15 protein-coding genes and 1 riboswitch are annotated in these 15,276 nt (G+C 64.3%); of the genes, 8 read left to right on the top strand and 7 right to left on the bottom strand.

From position 1 onward, the window contains the following. Positions 1-17 precede the first annotated feature (17 nt). From EJ078_RS18075 to EJ078_RS18085, 3 genes are all read left to right on the top strand, one after another. On the top strand, positions 18-788 hold the full coding sequence (locus EJ078_RS18075; protein WP_095824183.1) for a methyltransferase domain-containing protein: 771 nt from the start codon (positions 18-20) through the stop codon (positions 786-788). Positions 789-906: 118 nt separating this feature from the next. Continuing rightward, positions 907-2,718 carry an ABC transporter ATP-binding protein/permease gene (locus EJ078_RS18080; RefSeq protein WP_095823993.1) on the top strand — a complete coding sequence of 604 codons (1,812 nt, stop codon included), beginning with the start codon at positions 907-909 and terminating at the stop codon, positions 2,716-2,718. A 48-nt stretch (positions 2,719-2,766) separates the two neighbouring features. Further along, a complete protein-coding gene (locus EJ078_RS18085; protein WP_127216633.1) occupies positions 2,767-3,564 on the top strand; it encodes a DUF1194 domain-containing protein in 798 nt (265 codons plus the stop codon). A 43-nt stretch (positions 3,565-3,607) separates the two neighbouring features. On the opposite strand, the gene EJ078_RS18090 is transcribed toward EJ078_RS18085, so the two are convergent. The 5 genes from EJ078_RS18090 to EJ078_RS18110 form a co-directional block, all read right to left on the bottom strand. Further along, entirely contained in the window at positions 3,608-4,543 is a 936-nt protein-coding gene (locus tag EJ078_RS18090; protein WP_127216632.1) for a glycosyltransferase family A protein, read from the bottom strand. A 201-nt stretch (positions 4,544-4,744) separates the two neighbouring features. Continuing rightward, positions 4,745-5,734, bottom strand: a complete 990-nt coding sequence (locus EJ078_RS18095) for a glycosyltransferase (RefSeq protein ID WP_127216631.1) — start codon at positions 5,732-5,734, stop codon at positions 4,745-4,747. A 114-nt stretch (positions 5,735-5,848) separates the two neighbouring features. Further along, complete coding sequence (locus EJ078_RS18100) at positions 5,849-6,667, bottom strand: Stf0 family sulfotransferase (protein ID WP_127216630.1); 819 nt, start codon at positions 6,665-6,667, stop codon at positions 5,849-5,851. Then, positions 6,616-7,230, bottom strand: a complete 615-nt coding sequence (gene metW, locus EJ078_RS18105; protein ID WP_066990286.1) for a methionine biosynthesis protein MetW — start codon at positions 7,228-7,230, stop codon at positions 6,616-6,618. Before metW ends, EJ078_RS18100 begins: the two co-directional genes overlap by 52 nt. 88 nt (positions 7,231-7,318) lie before the next feature. Further along, positions 7,319-8,488, bottom strand: coding sequence for a homoserine O-acetyltransferase (locus EJ078_RS18110; RefSeq protein ID WP_127217325.1), 1,170 nt, complete (start codon positions 8,486-8,488; stop codon positions 7,319-7,321). Between the two features lie 89 nt (positions 8,489-8,577). Next, positions 8,578-8,655, bottom strand: a riboswitch (SAM riboswitch). A gap of 136 nt (positions 8,656-8,791) precedes the next feature. Between EJ078_RS18110 and hisC the strand changes: the two genes are divergently transcribed. Together hisC and EJ078_RS18120 are read left to right on the top strand one after the other, a co-directional pair. Next, a complete protein-coding gene (gene hisC / locus EJ078_RS18115; RefSeq protein WP_127217326.1) occupies positions 8,792-9,895 on the top strand; it encodes a histidinol-phosphate transaminase in 1,104 nt (367 codons plus the stop codon). A 6-nt stretch (positions 9,896-9,901) separates the two neighbouring features. After that, the gene (locus EJ078_RS18120; RefSeq protein ID WP_176477584.1) at positions 9,902-10,840 is read left to right on the top strand and encodes a prephenate/arogenate dehydrogenase family protein; all 939 of its coding nucleotides are present in this window, start codon (positions 9,902-9,904) and stop codon (positions 10,838-10,840) included. Here EJ078_RS18120 and EJ078_RS18125 read toward each other — a convergent pair. Both EJ078_RS18125 and EJ078_RS18130 read right to left on the bottom strand, forming a co-directional pair. Beyond that, on the bottom strand, positions 10,837-11,784 hold the full coding sequence (locus EJ078_RS18125; protein WP_127247124.1) for a sugar kinase: 948 nt from the start codon (positions 11,782-11,784) through the stop codon (positions 10,837-10,839). The genes EJ078_RS18120 and EJ078_RS18125 overlap by 4 nt on opposite strands. A gap of 7 nt (positions 11,785-11,791) precedes the next feature. Further along, positions 11,792-12,790: a DUF2125 domain-containing protein gene (locus EJ078_RS18130; protein WP_067319146.1), complete on the bottom strand. Its 999-nt coding sequence runs from the start codon at positions 12,788-12,790 to the stop codon at positions 11,792-11,794. Between the two features lie 124 nt (positions 12,791-12,914). Here EJ078_RS18130 and EJ078_RS18135 point away from each other — a divergent pair, with 124 nt between their 5' ends. From EJ078_RS18135 to EJ078_RS18145, 3 genes are all read left to right on the top strand, one after another. Then, positions 12,915-13,445: a gamma-glutamylcyclotransferase gene (locus EJ078_RS18135; RefSeq protein WP_066990269.1), complete on the top strand. Its 531-nt coding sequence runs from the start codon at positions 12,915-12,917 to the stop codon at positions 13,443-13,445. A gap of 118 nt (positions 13,446-13,563) precedes the next feature. Then, positions 13,564-14,511, top strand: a complete 948-nt coding sequence (locus EJ078_RS18140; RefSeq protein ID WP_127215629.1) for an aldo/keto reductase — start codon at positions 13,564-13,566, stop codon at positions 14,509-14,511. A gap of 143 nt (positions 14,512-14,654) precedes the next feature. Next, positions 14,655-15,275, top strand: coding sequence for a LysE family translocator (locus EJ078_RS18145; RefSeq protein ID WP_095823984.1), 621 nt, complete (start codon positions 14,655-14,657; stop codon positions 15,273-15,275). The last annotated feature ends 1 nt before the right edge of the window (position 15,276 follow it).

Consider the following 15,276-nt stretch of genomic DNA (forward strand, 5'->3'; position numbering starts at 1 on the left):
CGGCTACCGTCCGGCGCATGCATTCCGATATCGTCGATCTCCGGTCCTTCTATTCGACCACGCTCGGGCGCCTCGCCGAGCGCGCGATCACCATGTCGCTGTCGTCGATATGGGCGCCCGTTCCGAACGAGCGCCTAGTCGGTCTCGGCTACACGCTGCCGTGGCTGGAGCGGTTCGGCGCCGATGCCGAGCGCGTCTTTGCCTTCATGCCGGCGACGCAAGGGGCGGTGGTCTGGCCGGCGACGGGGCCGACGGCGACGGCGCTGGTCTTCGACGAGGAGCTGCCGCTGGTCGATTCCTGCATCGACCGCATGCTGCTCGTCCACTCGCTCGAACATGTCGAAAATCCGCGCGAGACGCTGAACGAGATCTGGCGCGTGCTGTCGCCGGCGGGCAGGGTCGTCATCGTCGTGCCCAACCGGCGCGGCGTCTGGGCGCGTTTCGAGCACACGCCCTTCGGCAACGGCCGGCCGTTCTCGCGCGGCCAGCTCACCGAATTGCTACGCGAGGCCAATTTCACGCCGGCCGCATGGTCAGACGCGCTGTTCTTCCCGCCATCGCCGCGGCGCTCCATGATGCAGTTCCACAACGTGCTGGAGCGAGCCGGCCGGCGGCTCTGGCCGATCTTTTCCGGGGTCATCGTCGTCGAGGCGCAGAAGCGGCTCTACCAGGGCGTGCCTGTCGCGCAGCGCGCGTCGCGCCGCGTCTTCGTGCCGGTGTTCTCGCCGCAGGGCGCAACGACGCTCGGACGTCGGGCCGACGACCCGGTGCCGCGGGCGGGCGGATGACGCGTTCGTGATCGGGGCCAAGCCTTGCGTCATACGGCAATCGTCACCCTATCTCAGAGGCGGGTTCGGGGTGCGGCATCGCCGCCAATGACCGTTCCTGGCAGCAGGGATCTCGCATATGGACCACACGCCCAGTATCGAACAGGCCGCGTTCTCAGTCGAGACGAGCCGCCTCTCAGACCAGCTGGCGGCGATCAGGCTGGCGCTGAAGGCATCGCCGGTGCGCAGGCGGCTCCTGTGGGCCTCGATCGGCATTGTCGGCGTCATCGTCGCGACCTCGATCGGGCAAGTGCTGCTCAATCGCTGGAACCAGCCTTTCTATGATGCCCTGGCGCGGCGCGACCTGCCGGGCTTCCTGCATCAGCTGATGGTATTTGCCGCAATTGCCGGCAGCCTCCTGGTGCTCAATGTCGGCCAGACCTGGCTCAACCAGACGATCCGGCTGAAGTTGCGCGAGGCGCTGACGCTCGACCTGATCGATGAATGGATGCGGCCGGCGCGTGCGTTCCGGCTCACCCATGCGGGTGCGATCGGCGTCAATCCCGATCAGCGCATGCAGCAGGACGCGGGGCATCTCTCCGACCTGTCGACCGATCTTGGCGTCGGCCTGCTGCAATCCTTCATCCTGCTTGTATCCTTCATCGGCGTGCTGTGGGAGCTCTCTTCCGGCTTCGTCTTCCATGTCGGCGGCCATTCGCTGGAAATACCGGGCTACATGGTCTGGGCGGCGATCCTTTATGCCGGCATCGCCTCCTGGCTGAGCTGGCTGGTAGGCCGGCCGCTGATCCGCTTCAACAGCGATCGCTACACGCGCGAGGCCGTGCTGCGCTCCTCCGTGGTCCGCGTCAACGAGAATGTCGACGCCATCGCGCTCGCCCATGGCGAGGCGGACGCCAGGCGGCAGCTCGAGCTCGACCTCGGCGGCGTGCTCGACGCCATGCGGCGCATCTACAGCGCCCAGATCAACCTGTCCTGGGTTACCGACGCCTATGGCTGGATCACCGTGGTGGCGCCGATTCTGGTCGCCGCACCGGTCTATTTCGCGGGCGACATCAGCTTCGGCGGTTTGATGATGGCCGTCGGCGCCTTCAACCAGGTGAATTCCTCGCTGCGCTGGTTCATCAACAACATCGGCGCCATCGCCGATTGGCGGGCAACGCTGATGCGCGTTGCCGACTTTCGCATCGCGCTCGGCGAAACGGACATCCTGCATGCCAAGGAAAAGCGCATCGCGTTCGGCGAAAACGCAAATGGCACACTGACATTCGACAAGCTCGAAGTCGCCTCGCCCGACGGCTGCACCAGGCTTGCGGAGACGGAGGTCGAGATAAAGGCCGGCGAGCGCGTCATGATCACCGGCGATCCGCGCGCCGGCAAGACGCTGTTCTTCCGCGCGATCGCCGGCCTCTGGCCATGGGGCGGCGGCCGCATTGGCATGCCGGCCGGAGAGACACCGTTCTTCGTGCCGCGCACCCCCTATTTCCCGCTCGGCACGCTGCGCGACGTGCTCAACCATGCCGAAGGCACCAAGATCGACGACGACGAGATTTCCGCCGTGCTCGGTGAAGTCGGCCTCGAGCGCCTCTCGTTCCAGCTCGACCGCTCGGCGCGCTGGGAGCATGAGCTGGCCGACGATGAGCAGCGGCTACTCGCCTTCGCCCGGCTGGCGCTGAGGAAGCCGAAATGGGTGATCATCGACGAAGCGCTGGATACGTTCGACGGCGCCACGCTTCGGCGCGTGCTGGCGATGCTGCAGGCCAGACTGCCGCACGCCGCTATCCTCAATATCGGGCGCGGTCTGCACAACAACCAGTTCTTCCCGCGCGCGCTCACCATCGTCAAGGACAGCAGCGGATCGGCGCTGAAGCCGGCCCGTCTCCGCGCCGGGGCGATCGAACCCCCGCCTGTTGCCGCGCGCGCCAAGAAATAGCTTTATTTCGCCGCGATCGCCGGGAATCCCGGCGTGGTGGAGCCTGCCATGCTCAAGCTGTTCAGTCTGCTTGCATGCCTTGCCTGCGCCGAGGCAGCGCCAATGCCTGCCATCGGAGGCACTGCCGTCGATGTGGAACTCGTGCTGGCCGTCGACATCTCGCAATCGATGGACGAAGAAGAGTTCGCCCTGCAGCGCGCCGGCTATGTCGAGGCGCTGCGCCATCCCGACTTCATCAGCGCCGCGCGCTCGGGCCCGAGGGGCCGCATCGCGCTCGCCTATTTCGAATGGGCGGGCGTCGTGCGCGACGACGGCGTGATCGGCTGGCAAGTGATCGACGGCGCGGAGAGCGCCAACGCCTTCGCCGACACCATCGCGGGTCGTCCGTTCCGGAGCTTTCGCGGCACGTCGATTTCAGGCGCTCTCGGATTCGGCGCCGGACTTCTGGAGAAAAACAGCTACTCGGCGCCGCGCCGGGTCATCGACATATCGGGGGACGGGCCCAACAATGCCGGGCTGCCCGTCGCGATGATCCGTGATGCGGCTTTGGCCAAAGGCATCGTGGTCAACGGCCTGCCGATCCTGATCAGTCCGTCGCCGAGCGTCATTCGTCTCGACCGCTACTATGCCGATTGCGTCACCGGCGGCCCCGGTTCGTTCGTGTTGCCGATCTATGCGGTGTCGGAATTCTCGACGGCTATCCGCCGCAAGCTGATCCAGGAGGTGAGCGGGATCGGCGACGCCGGAAGCATCCGCGTCGACGCGGAGGCGCCGACCGACTGCCTGCTTGGCGAACGGCTGCGGCAGCGGTTTTCCGATCCGTATTTTCCGGAGCTGGATCGGTGAGGTCCCAATTTGCACTGTTTCGGCCAGAGCGCCGCGCTGTGCCTCAGGCCGCTCTGGCGCCGTATTTGGCGCGGAACTCGTCATAGCAATCGCGGCGCCAGCGCCGGCCGACGACATAGCCGCGCAGCAGTTCGGTCGGCGAGTAGCCGAGCGCCTTTGACGACCGATTGGCGAGATAGCCCGAAAAGGCCTGTGGCAGCCTCCCCTTCAATATGTCGGCGATGATCTGCCGCGCGATCATATAGGGCGGCACGTCGGGATAGCGGTCGGCAATATAAGGATGTTTGCCGATCAGGTTGGCGTAGGCCTCGACATAGCCGTCGCGCCGGCCGGAGATCGAATTTTCCGAATTGTATTTCTTCCAGTCGATATCATCCGACAGCAAGGCGCCGCTGCGGTTGGCAAAACGCAGCAGCAATTCGCGGTCCTGCATGCGCGTGATATCGCTGTCAAAGCCGCCGATCGCAAGCAGCGATTCGTGCCGGGCGGTGATCGCCGAGCCAGCGATGAAGATCGTCTGCGAGACCAGGGCGCGCTGCAGCCTGCTCTTGTCGAGCAAGGCCTGACGATTGATGCATTTGGTGCTGCGGCCGCCCTTGACCGAGATGAAGGAACTGATCAGCACTTCGAGCGAGGGGTTCCTGTCGAAGTGCGACAGCGTCCGGTCGAGGCGGTCCGGCAGATAGACATCGTCCGAATCAAGAAAGGCCACGATCGGCGCCCGCGCGCGCTCGATGCCCGCGTTGCGCGCGGCATTGGCGCCGCGCCATTTCGCGCCGACATAGATCAGTCTGGGATCGCGAATCTCGGCCAGCGCCAAGGCCGTTCCGTCGGTCGAACCGTCGTCGACAACAATGTGCTCGAAGCGGGTAAGTGTCTGGGCAAGAACACTTTCCACCGCGCGCACGACCTGGCTTCGCCGGTTGTGCGTCGGCGTGATCACGGTGATCAGCGGAGCTGGGTCGGAGGCAGTCGGCATCTAACTTTCGTTATGGGCAGATAAACGATGACCGTAAGATACTCGCACAACCTGCCTCCATGTCCGCCCCCGGATGGATTCGGCAAACGCTACAGAAAAGAGCCGCCTATGTCACCTGAGGTGTCGCATCGGGGTCAAGTTCAGAGCGTGTTTCCTCAAAGTTATGCGGTTTGAAAGCAACACTTCGCGGCGGTTTATCCTTCAACTATGCCCGACATAGTCAGGCACGGTTTCGATTTCGTCGCTTACGAGACCGGCAGCGAGGCTGAAATGACCAAGAAATGCCAGGGTATAAAAAGCCAGGCCTACCACCAGTGAAAACGGGATCTGCCAAAGAGGCATACCCGTTTGCGGCGCGTGGCTGAGCACGCGTCGCGTCGTGCGCCACGACATGGTCCACCAGCGACTGAACGACTTGACGATCCGCTGGCTGCGACTGGGGGCATGAAGCGCGACGAACTTGCGGTCGGCGTCCCTGCCGGTCACCAACGCGCGCCAATAGAAGAACCGCCAGCCGCGCGGAGAGTAGTGGTAGACGCGCGCATCAACGTTGACGATCTTGTGGCCCTCGCGCCGAAGCTGGTGCATCAGCAGCGTGCAGGACACCTTGAAGCCGTTATGTGCCGGGAAAGGGTGGCTGACGATCCAATGGCGCCGGAAGGCGACATTGTTGGCATTGATCGCCCGCTTCGAGGCGAATCTTTCATCTCCACGGGCCATCGGGAAGAACCAGATCAAGGCGAAGGTTCTCGAGAAGAAGTCGTCGTAGGACAGATAGGTATGGCCGTTCACGCAGACGGTTTGCGGCTGTTGAAACGGCTGCAGCAGATTTGAAAGCCAACGTGGCTGAGGGACCGTGTCCGAATCCAGGAAAACGACGATGTCTCCTTCGGTCAAAAGCACGCCGTTGTTCTTGAGTTCGTAATACCGACCGTCGGGGCAAGATGTGATCGTCAGGTCGGCAACCTGCATCAATTCAGGCGCTTCAGCTTCAATGCTCGCTTGCAGCAAGCTGCCGTCCGAATCGGGCCCGCCATGCGACACGACAACTTTTGGCCTTGCAAAACCCGTAGCGGAAACAGCCGCGATTTCGCGCGCCAGTGACTTCAGCCCCAGGCCGATCTCGTTCCAGTCGATGGATTTGGCGTTCTCCATCTCCATGACGATCGAATAGATCGGGTGTTCAGCCATAGATAATCACCACCAGTTTTGCCGGTACAGTCGCTATAGCCCTGCGGGTATGCCGTCAAACGATTCTCGGTGCCATTCTATTTGCAAGTTTGCGCTTCAATCGCATGATTCTTTCTAGATCTTCAGGAACCCGCGCTTTTTTCTGTGCGGGAAGCTCGACGGGTCGGCAAATTCAGACAGGAAACGTTTTCTCCATTCGTCATTGGTCCCGTCGCGCTGGATTTCGAGACCTGATCCGAGATTCGTTCCCCAGACAGGCTCGACCCCGGCCAACTGGGCAATTTTCTCGAGGCTTCCTCTCGGGTTTTGCTGGACCTGCTCGTAAGTTAGCGCAAGAAAGGACAGCCCGTTTTTCGCGAACCACCCGTCCCAGGCCAGATTTTCCATCAGAATCTTTTCGAGCGATTCGGCGATAGCCTCGCCGTCATAGCGTGGGGACGCGCGATTGACCTCGCTAGAGCGGAATCTGCGGGTTTGGCGCGCACGCGCCCATGAGATCGCCTGACCCAGCAAATCGCTGCGCGTCAGGCGCACATAGTGAAGGTTGGGAAGACTGGCGGGGAGGTTCACCTTCTTGGCAACTTGAGCGAATTGACTCGCAAAAAGCTTGATCGCGTAGATTCCGGAAGAGGACCGTCCTTCCGTCAGCGCCCTCAGAAGCTGCCCTCTGGCATCGCGCGGATAGCCTGGCTGTTCGAGCAGCCGGCGCCCGCCAAACCACTCCAGTGGATTGCCCAGCCCGGCGGAAGCCATCAGTCCTGCAAGATGATTGCTGCCGGTACGCGGCGAAGTGCACACAAGAATCCCTGTGCTTATCTCCGACAGAATTTCCGACGGGATTTGAACCCCGGCCGGCCGGCGTCGAAAGAGATCGAGCGAGATCATCGTTTCAGCAAGAACACCGCCTGCTGGCCGAAGAAGTTCCAGAACCACCAGGGCATCGACAGGCCGATCTTCTGGCCGTTGGCGTCGAGCGCGGTCGCCTTCTCGACCGTCGCGCCGAGCTCTTCGCACAGATTGACGAAGTCGCGAATGGTGCAGAAGTGGATGTTCGGCGTGTCGTACCAGGAATAGGGCAGGTCCTTGGTGACCGGCATCCTGCCCTTGATCAGCAGCGAGAAGCGCACGCGCCAATGGCCGAAATTGGGGAAGGAGACGATCGCGCGGTTGCCGATCCGAAGCAGCTCGTCGAGCACAAGTTTCGGGTTGCGGGTCGCCTGCAGCGTTTGCGACAGGACGACGAAATCAAAACCTTTGTCGGGGTAGAATTCGAGGTCCTTGTCGGCATCGCCCTGGACGACGGAAAGGCCGCGCGCCACGCATTCGTTGACGCCGCGCTGCGACAGCTCCAGGCCGCGGCCATCGACCTGCTTGGTCGCCTGCAGAACCTCCAGAAGCACGCCGTCGCCCGAGCCGACATCGAGCACGCGCGAATGCGGCGGGATGAGATCGGTGACGACTTCGAGGTCGACACGCTGGGCGCGATTGACGCTCATGGGCACACCTCCGGCCTTTGAGCATTTCCAGCCAGTCGGAATCTCGGCGCCTCAGAAATGCGGCCAGGACACAGAGATCGCGCGCCACTCATAGGCTGAGCCCCCTTGCGCGCGCCGCCGAGCCTATGAAGCCGTTGATGGCCGCGAACAATTCCGGTTCGTCGAGCAGGAAAGCGTCGTGGCCGCGGTCGGTCTCGATCTCGACGAAGGAGACGGACGCGCCGGCGGCGTTCAATGCATGCACGATCGAGCGGCTTTCCTCGGTCGGAAACAGCCAGTCGCTTGTGAACGACACGAGACAGAAGCGTGTCTTAGTGCCCGCGAAGGCATCGGCCAGCCGTCCGCCGTGGTCGGCGGCGAGGTCGAAATAGTCCATAGCGCGGGTGAGATAGAGGTAGGAGTTGGCGTCGAAGCGGTCGACGAAGGTCATGCCTTGATGGCGCAGATAGCTTTCGATCTGGAAATCGGCGTCGAAGCCGAAGGTCAGCGCCTCGCGATCCTGCAGGTTGCGGCCGAACTTGCGGTGCAGCGCTGCTTCCGAGAGGTAAGTGATGTGCGCGGCCATGCGCGCCACGGCGAGGCCCTTTTCCGGCCGCCTGCCGAAATCGAGATATTTGCCGCCGTGCCAGTCCGGATCGGCCATGACGGCCTGCCGCCCGACCTCGTGGAAGGCGATGTTCTGCGAGGAATGGCGGGCGCCGGTGGCGATTGGCAACGCGGAGAAGACGCGTTCCGGGTAGCTTGCGGCCCATTGCAGCACCTGCATGCCGCCCATCGAGCCGCCGAGCACGCAGAACAGCTTCTCGATGCCGAAATGATCGACCAGCATCAGCTGCGCCCGCACCATGTCGCGGATGGTGATGATCGGCAGGTCGAGCCCATAGGGCCTGCCTGTCGCCGGATCGGTCGAGGCCGGGCCGGTGGAGCCGAGGCAGCCGCCGATGACGTTGGCGCAAATGACAAAAAAGCGGCTGGTGTCGATGATCCTGCCGGGGCCGATCAGCACCTCCCACCAGCCCGGCTTGCCGGTCACCGGGTTGGTGCTGGCGACATGCTGGTCGCCGGTCAGCGCGTGGCAGACGAGGATGGCGTTGGAGCGGGCGTCGTTGAGGGCGCCGTAGGTCTGGTAAGCGACCTGGAACGGCGACAGCACGGTGCCCGCATCGAGTTTTAGCGGCTTGTCGGGACCGAACTGCAACACCGGGCTCGACGGTTGGTCGGCCTCGTGGTTGGTCCTTGGAGCGCGCTGAGCGGCCATTGCATTCCCCATCCAGTCGCATCGATCTCGCGATACGGCGTCCGGCCGGCAACGGACAACAAAAACCGGCCTGCCTTCGCAAAGCCGGTTACAGGTTGCAAACGGCCCTTTAGCGAATTGTTTAACGTGGCTGCAAGCCGACCGGCCAAATCACCACGGGAGATCCGGCTGTTCTTCTAGGGCCAGCGCCGCGCTTCGTCAACGGTCTGCCTACGCGCGAGCGCGCCGGCCCCTCGACATTCGGGGCCACCGCCTGTATTTCCGCTGCGGCCTCGAACCAGGGCCTCTCGACGGATTTGTGACATGAAGCAGGATCAGCCACGTCCGACGCCCCGCGCGGGCATCATGGACATCGAGGCCTATGTGCCGGGAAAAAGTACCGCGCCGGCCGGCGTGACGAAGGTCTACAAGCTGTCGTCCAATGAGAATCCGCTCGGGCCCTCGCCGAAGGCGATCGAGGCCGCCCGGGAGGTGGCTGCCAAATTGGACGTTTATCCCGACGGCTCCGCCCGCCGGCTGCGCGAGGCGATCGCCGATGTGCACGGCCTCAATCCGGCAAACATCGTCTGCTCCAATGGCTCCGACGAGATCCTGGGGCTGCTGGCGCAGACCTATCTCGCGCCGGGAGACGAGGCCGTGTTCACCGAACACGCCTTCATGGTTTACAAGATCTATATCCAAGCCGCCGGCGCCAAGCCGGTGGCGGTCAAGGAGACGGACGAGAGCGCCGACATCGACGCAATCCTCGCCGCGGTGACGCCGGCGACGCGGATCGTGTTCCTCGCCAACCCCAACAATCCGACCGGCACTTATGTGCCGTTCCAGGAGGTGCGCCGGCTGCATGCCGGACTGCCCAAGAGCGTGCTCCTAGTGCTCGACGCGGCCTATGCCGAATATGTGCGGCGCAACGACTATGAAGCCGGCATCGAGCTGGCCGGGAGCTCCGAGAACGTGGTCATGACCCGCACCTTCTCCAAGCTCGGCCTCGGCGGCGCACGCATCGGCTGGATGTACGGACCGGCGCATATCGTCGATGCCATCAACCGGGTGCGCGGGCCCTTCAACGTCAATGCAACCGCGATCGAGGCCGGCATCGCGGCCATCCGCGACCGCGCCCATGTCGAGCGCAGCGTGGCGCATAACGAGAAGTGGCTTGCCTGGGTCAGCGAGGAGCTGACCGGGCTCGGGCTGCGCGTGACGCCCAGCGTCGGCAATTTCCTGCTGATCCACTTCCCCGACAACAAAAAGCATTCGGCAGCGGCCGCGGACGACTATCTCAGCGCGCGCGGCTACATCCTGCGGCGCGTCACCGGCTACGGCTTTCCCAACGCGCTGCGCATGAGCATCGGCATCGAGGAGGCCAATCGCGGCGTCGTCGAGGCGCTCAAGACATTTCTGAAAAGCTGAAGCACCATGACAGCACCGATGTTCGGAAGAATAGCGCTGGTCGGCATCGGCCTGATCGGTTCGTCGCTGGCCCGCGTCATCCGCCGGGAAGGCCTGGCGCGCCACATCGCTGTCGCGACGCGCAGCCAATCGACGCTCAAGCGCGCCGAGGAACTGGGTCTCGGCGATTCCTACACGACCGAGGCCGAAGACGCGGTGCGCGACGCGGATCTCGTCATCGTCTCGGTTCCGGTCGGCTCGTCCGGCGAGGTCGCGGCCGAGATCGCGCCGGCGCTGAAGAAAGGCGCGATCCTCACCGATGTCGGCTCAACCAAAGCTTCGGTGATCGCGCAAATGCAGCCGCATGTGCCCGTCGGTGTGCATTTCATCCCCGGGCACCCGCTGGCGGGCACGGAAAAGTCCGGGCCGGATGCCGGCTTCGCCGATCTCTTCGACAACCGCTGGTGCATCTTCACGCCGCTGCCGGGCACGGATCCGGAGGCGCTGGAAAAGCTCTCCGAATTCTGGCGGCGCTGCGGCTCCAACATCGACACGATGGACCCGCAGCATCACGACATGACCTTGGCCATCGTCTCGCATCTGCCGCATATCATCGCCTACAACATCGTCGGCACCGCCGACGACCTGGAATCGGTGACCAAGACGGAAGTCATCAAATACTCCGCTTCCGGTTTTCGCGACTTTACCCGACTGGCCGCTTCCGACCCGACCATGTGGCGGGACGTGTGCCTGCACAACAAGGACGCGATCCTGGAAATGCTGGCGCGCTTCTCGGAGGATCTGGCCTCGTTGCAGCGAGCGATCCGCTGGGGCGACGGCGAGAAGCTGTTCGACCTGTTCACCCGCACGCGCGCCATCCGCCGCTCGATCATTGAGGCCGGCCAGGATATCGATGTGCCGGATTTCGGCCGTCAGGCCGTGGAGCACCCGGGGGCCAAGCCCTAGGCCTTCTGCTCGATCTGTCCCGATGCGGGCCAGTGCGCCGCCATCATGGCCATTGTCTCGGCTCTGTCCGGAGCGCCGAGCCGGCCGCCGAAGCGCAGGCATTTAAGCGCGGCGGCGGCGCTGGCAAAGCGCAGCGCCTGCTCGGGCGGCATGGCTTCGGCAAGGCCGACGGCGAAGGCGCCGTGGAAGACGTCGCCGGCGGCGAGCGTGTCGACCGCCTTGACCTTCGGCGCCTCGACATGCCGGACGCGACCGGTTCCCCGATCATGCCACCAGGTTCCGGCAGCGCCGCCCGTCACCGCGACGAAGGCGTCGGTGCGCGAGGCGAGATCGGCGCATGCGCTTTCCGGATCGAGCGCATGGCCGCAGACGATCCGCGCCGCCGGCTCCGAGGCGACGATGTGCGAGGCCAACGGCAAAAGCCGCTCGAGCACGTCGACCGGCGCGGTGTCGGCGTCGAGGATCGCCGGACGGCCGGCGTCCCGCGTGGCCGCCAAGGCAAGTGCAGCGGCGCCCGGCCAGCGGACGTCCACCAGCACGGCGTCGAAGGCGGAAAGTTCGGCAAGCGGCAGCGTGTCGGGATCGGCTTGCGCCCTGCTGTCATAGAAGGGCACGATGATGCGCTCGCCATGGGCATCCACTAGGATCGCGGCCAGCGCCGAGCGCGCGCCGGCGACGCGGCGGACCAGGCTGCAATCGACGCCTTCCGCCTCGATCTCGGCGATCAGCCGGTCGCCGACCGCATCGTCTCCCGCGCTCGCCCAAAGCGACACATCGGCGCCGAGGCGATGCGCGGCGCACGCCGCACTCGTCGCCATGCCGGAGGCGATCTGGACACCGTCGCTGGCGATGAACTTGCCCTGATGCGCGGGCAGCGTCTCGAGACGCAGGATCGTGTCGAGGGTGAACGCGCCGACGCTGAGCAGTTTGATCGGTCCGGCCATCGCAGTTTCAATCGACCGGCTTGATCTTGCCGAGCGGGATGAAGCCAAGCGAAGCTTTACCCTTCACGATCTTGAGCGGCATGGACGGTTGGTTGCCGAGCATGGCAATGCCGGCAAAACCCTGCTCGATCTCGCTCTTGTGCTCGGGAATGGCGCCGGCGAGGATCGCCGCTACGGCCTTTGGGTCCTTTAGCTTGATCGACAGATTTGCATCGATCAGGCCGTCGGCGTCGATCGAGATCGGCCCGGATACGGTTACGCGCGCCGTGCCCGATGACACGTCGAGGCTTGCGATGTCGACCGACTGGCCGCGCAGGCTTTTCGGCGGCGCCTTAATCAGCGCGACGCCGTTCTTCACTGTCGCTTCGCCGGCGCCGTCGAGTTCCGGCAGCACGCGTCCGCCGACAGCTTCCGCGTCGATCTTCAGGTCGCCAAAGCTGCCGGTATAGACGAGGTCCTGGCCGTTCGGCTGCAGCTGGCCGGCCGCCTGGCCGGCGCTGAACAGCTGCACGGGATCGGTGTCGTCGGCCGGATCGGTCTGTCCAGACAAGCCTTCCGCCTGAAGCGAAATGCGGCGCGGAAGCGGCCATGACAGCTTGACCGTGGCGTGCAGCTTGTCCCAGTCGAGCCAAAGCGGCGGCATGCCCGGCGCCACAGTCCGCAACGGTCCGCGCAGGTTCGCCACGGGCGACAGAGGCTGGGTGATGCGAGCGACGACGTTCATATCGCCGGTCGAGGCCGCTACATTCCTGGCATCGTCCTGATAGGCCAGGCTGTCGCAGGCGACCGTGAAGTCCAGTGGATAACCGCTGACCGTGAGATTGGCGCAGTCGGCCTTGATGCCCTTGCCTCCAAGCTCGGCCACGGCCCGCTCGGCCTCGGTCTTGACCTTGCCGGCGAGATAGAACCATCCGCCGCTGTAGAGCGCGAACAGCACCAAGATGAACGCCGCAAGCCAGAACAGCCGGCGGCGAGGTTTGCGCGATCGCTCGTCACTTGACGTCATGCTGCGGCTCTCGTTAACCCCTCATGCGGCGAGCGGGTGGTTGTTCTTGCGCACGACAAGCGGGGACAGAAGAAGCACCTTACCGGTGTGGTGTCGTCACTCGAATGCAATCAGGCTTGGCGATATGGGCGATTTTTGGGTTTTTGGCTACGGGTCGCTGATCTGGCGGCCCGGTTTCGCACATGTCGAGACGCGGCGCGCCCGTCTTTACGGCTTCCGCCGGTCGCTCTGCGTCTATTCCTTCGTCCATCGCGGTACGCGTGAGCGGCCGGGCCTGGTGCTCGGCCTCGACCGCGGCGGCTCCTGCGTCGGGCTCGCCTTCCGCGTGCCCGGCGATTTGCGAGACGAAGTGCTTTCCTATCTGCGCGAGCGCGAGCTGGTGACCAGCGTCTATCTCGAACGCACTCTCGATGTCCGGCTGGATGGGGCGGGACAAGGCGGAACGGTCGAAGCGGTCGCCTACATCGTCGACCGCGCGCATGAGCAATATGCCGGCGGGCTCGACGCCGACCATGCGGCAAAAGTCGTGCGCGGCGCCGTGGGCCAATCGGGCAGGAACGAAGACTATGTCCTGAGCACGGTGGAGCATCTGAGGGCGCTCGGCATCCGCGACCACTGGCTGGAAGAGGTGGGGCGGCAGGTCGCGCCTTCGTGAAGATCTGGCCCGATCAAAAAGCAAAACCATGCCTTTGACCTGGGCAAGGCACGACCTAGCTTAGCCGCAATCCATCCTCTGGGCACCCAGGCCTTTCCCAGCATCACGGAGATCAGTCTTGCAGAAACGCCGTCTCGGTCGCACCGACCTTTCCATCGCGCCGCTGGTCCTTGGAGGCAACGTCTTCGGCTGGACCGCCGACGAGAAGACCTCGTTCGACCTGCTCGACCGCTTTGCCGAGGCCGGCTTCAACGCAGTCGACACGGCGGACGCCTATTCGCGCTGGGCGCCGGGCAACAAAGGCGGCGAATCCGAAACCATCATCGGCAACTGGATGAAGAGCCGCGGCAACCGGGACAGCATCGTCGTCATCACCAAGGTCGGCTCCGACATGGGACAGGGCAGGCGGGACCTCTCCGCAGCCTATATCGAAAAGGCGGTCGACCAATCGCTTAAGCGGCTGCAGACCGACGTCATCGACCTCTATCTGTCGCACTGGCCGGACCCGGCCACGCCTTACGAGGAAACGCTCGGCGCCTATCAGCGCCTGCTCGAGAAGGGCAAGATCCGCTATCCGGGCTGCTCCAATCTCGATGCGGGGCAATTGCGCGCGGCCCTGGATGTCGCCAGCCTGCGGGGCCTGCCGCGTTACGAGGTTCTGCAGCCCGAATACAATCTGTACGATCGCTCTTCGCTGGACGGCCCGCTGCTCGACCTGTGCAAGGCGGAAAGCCTCGGCGTCATCACCTATTTCGGCCTGGCCAAGGGGTTCCTCAGCGGGAAATACCGCAGCAAGGCCGACCTTGGCCGGAGCGAGCGTGGCGAAGACGTGGCCAAGTATCTCAACGAACGCGGCATGCGCATTCTCTCCGCGCTCGATGCCGCGGCCGGGCGCCATTCGGCCAAGCAGGCCGAAGTGGCGCTCGCCTGGATCATGGCGCGGCCGGGCATCACCGCGCCGATTGCCAGCGCCACGACGCCCGCACAGATGGAAAGCCTGATCCGCGCCGCATCGCTCAAGCTTTCCGCCGACGACATCGCAGCGCTCGATCGCGCCAGCGCTTAAGGCGTGTCGATATTCAGGCGGATGCCGGCCTGACCTGGATCCAACATGCGTTAGTGCAGCAGGTCCCCCGCACGATCGTCCAAGACCTTGCAGATAGCCTCGCGATAATTCCTACCCGATCGCGGCAGGAATTGAGGTTCGGCATGGTCGGAGAAGTTTTGTCCGAAGCGCAGCCCTGGCAGCAGGTGCTGGCGCTGGTCATGGCGGCGACCGTTGTCATGGGTAGCCCAGGTCCGGCGACGATCAGCGTCACCGCCGTCGGCGCCGCTTTCGGGCTGCGGCCTTCGCTGGCTTATACGTCCGGCATCGTGCTTGGAACGACGGCCGTGCTCCTGGTTGTGGCCGCCGGGATATTCGGCATGCTCGCCTCGGTGCCGGGGCTGGCGCCGTTGCTGACTGTCGCTTCGGCCCTCTACATCCTCTACCTTGCCTTCAGGATCGCGACAGCGCCGCCGCTTGCCCAAGGCGGCAATGCGGCGGCGCGTCCCACCTTCTTCGGCGGCTTCATGCTCGCCGTTGCCAACCCGAAAGCCTATGTGGCGATCGGCGCGGTCTTCGCGGGAGCTTCATCCACGGTCGACGGGCTCGGGATTTCGGCCAAGCTTTTGGTGCTGGCAGCGATGATCGTCGCCATTCATGTGCTCTGGCTTCTCGCTGGGACGATTTTCGCGAGGCTGCTGCGCGATCCATTGGCGTCGCGGATCATCAATCTCGTCTTCGCGGCGACGCTGGTGCTGACGACTGCACTGGCGGGGCTGCCGTAAG

The organism is Mesorhizobium sp. M1A.F.Ca.IN.022.06.1.1 (assembly GCF_003952605.1).
GTDB lineage: Bacteria > Pseudomonadota > Alphaproteobacteria > Rhizobiales > Rhizobiaceae > Mesorhizobium.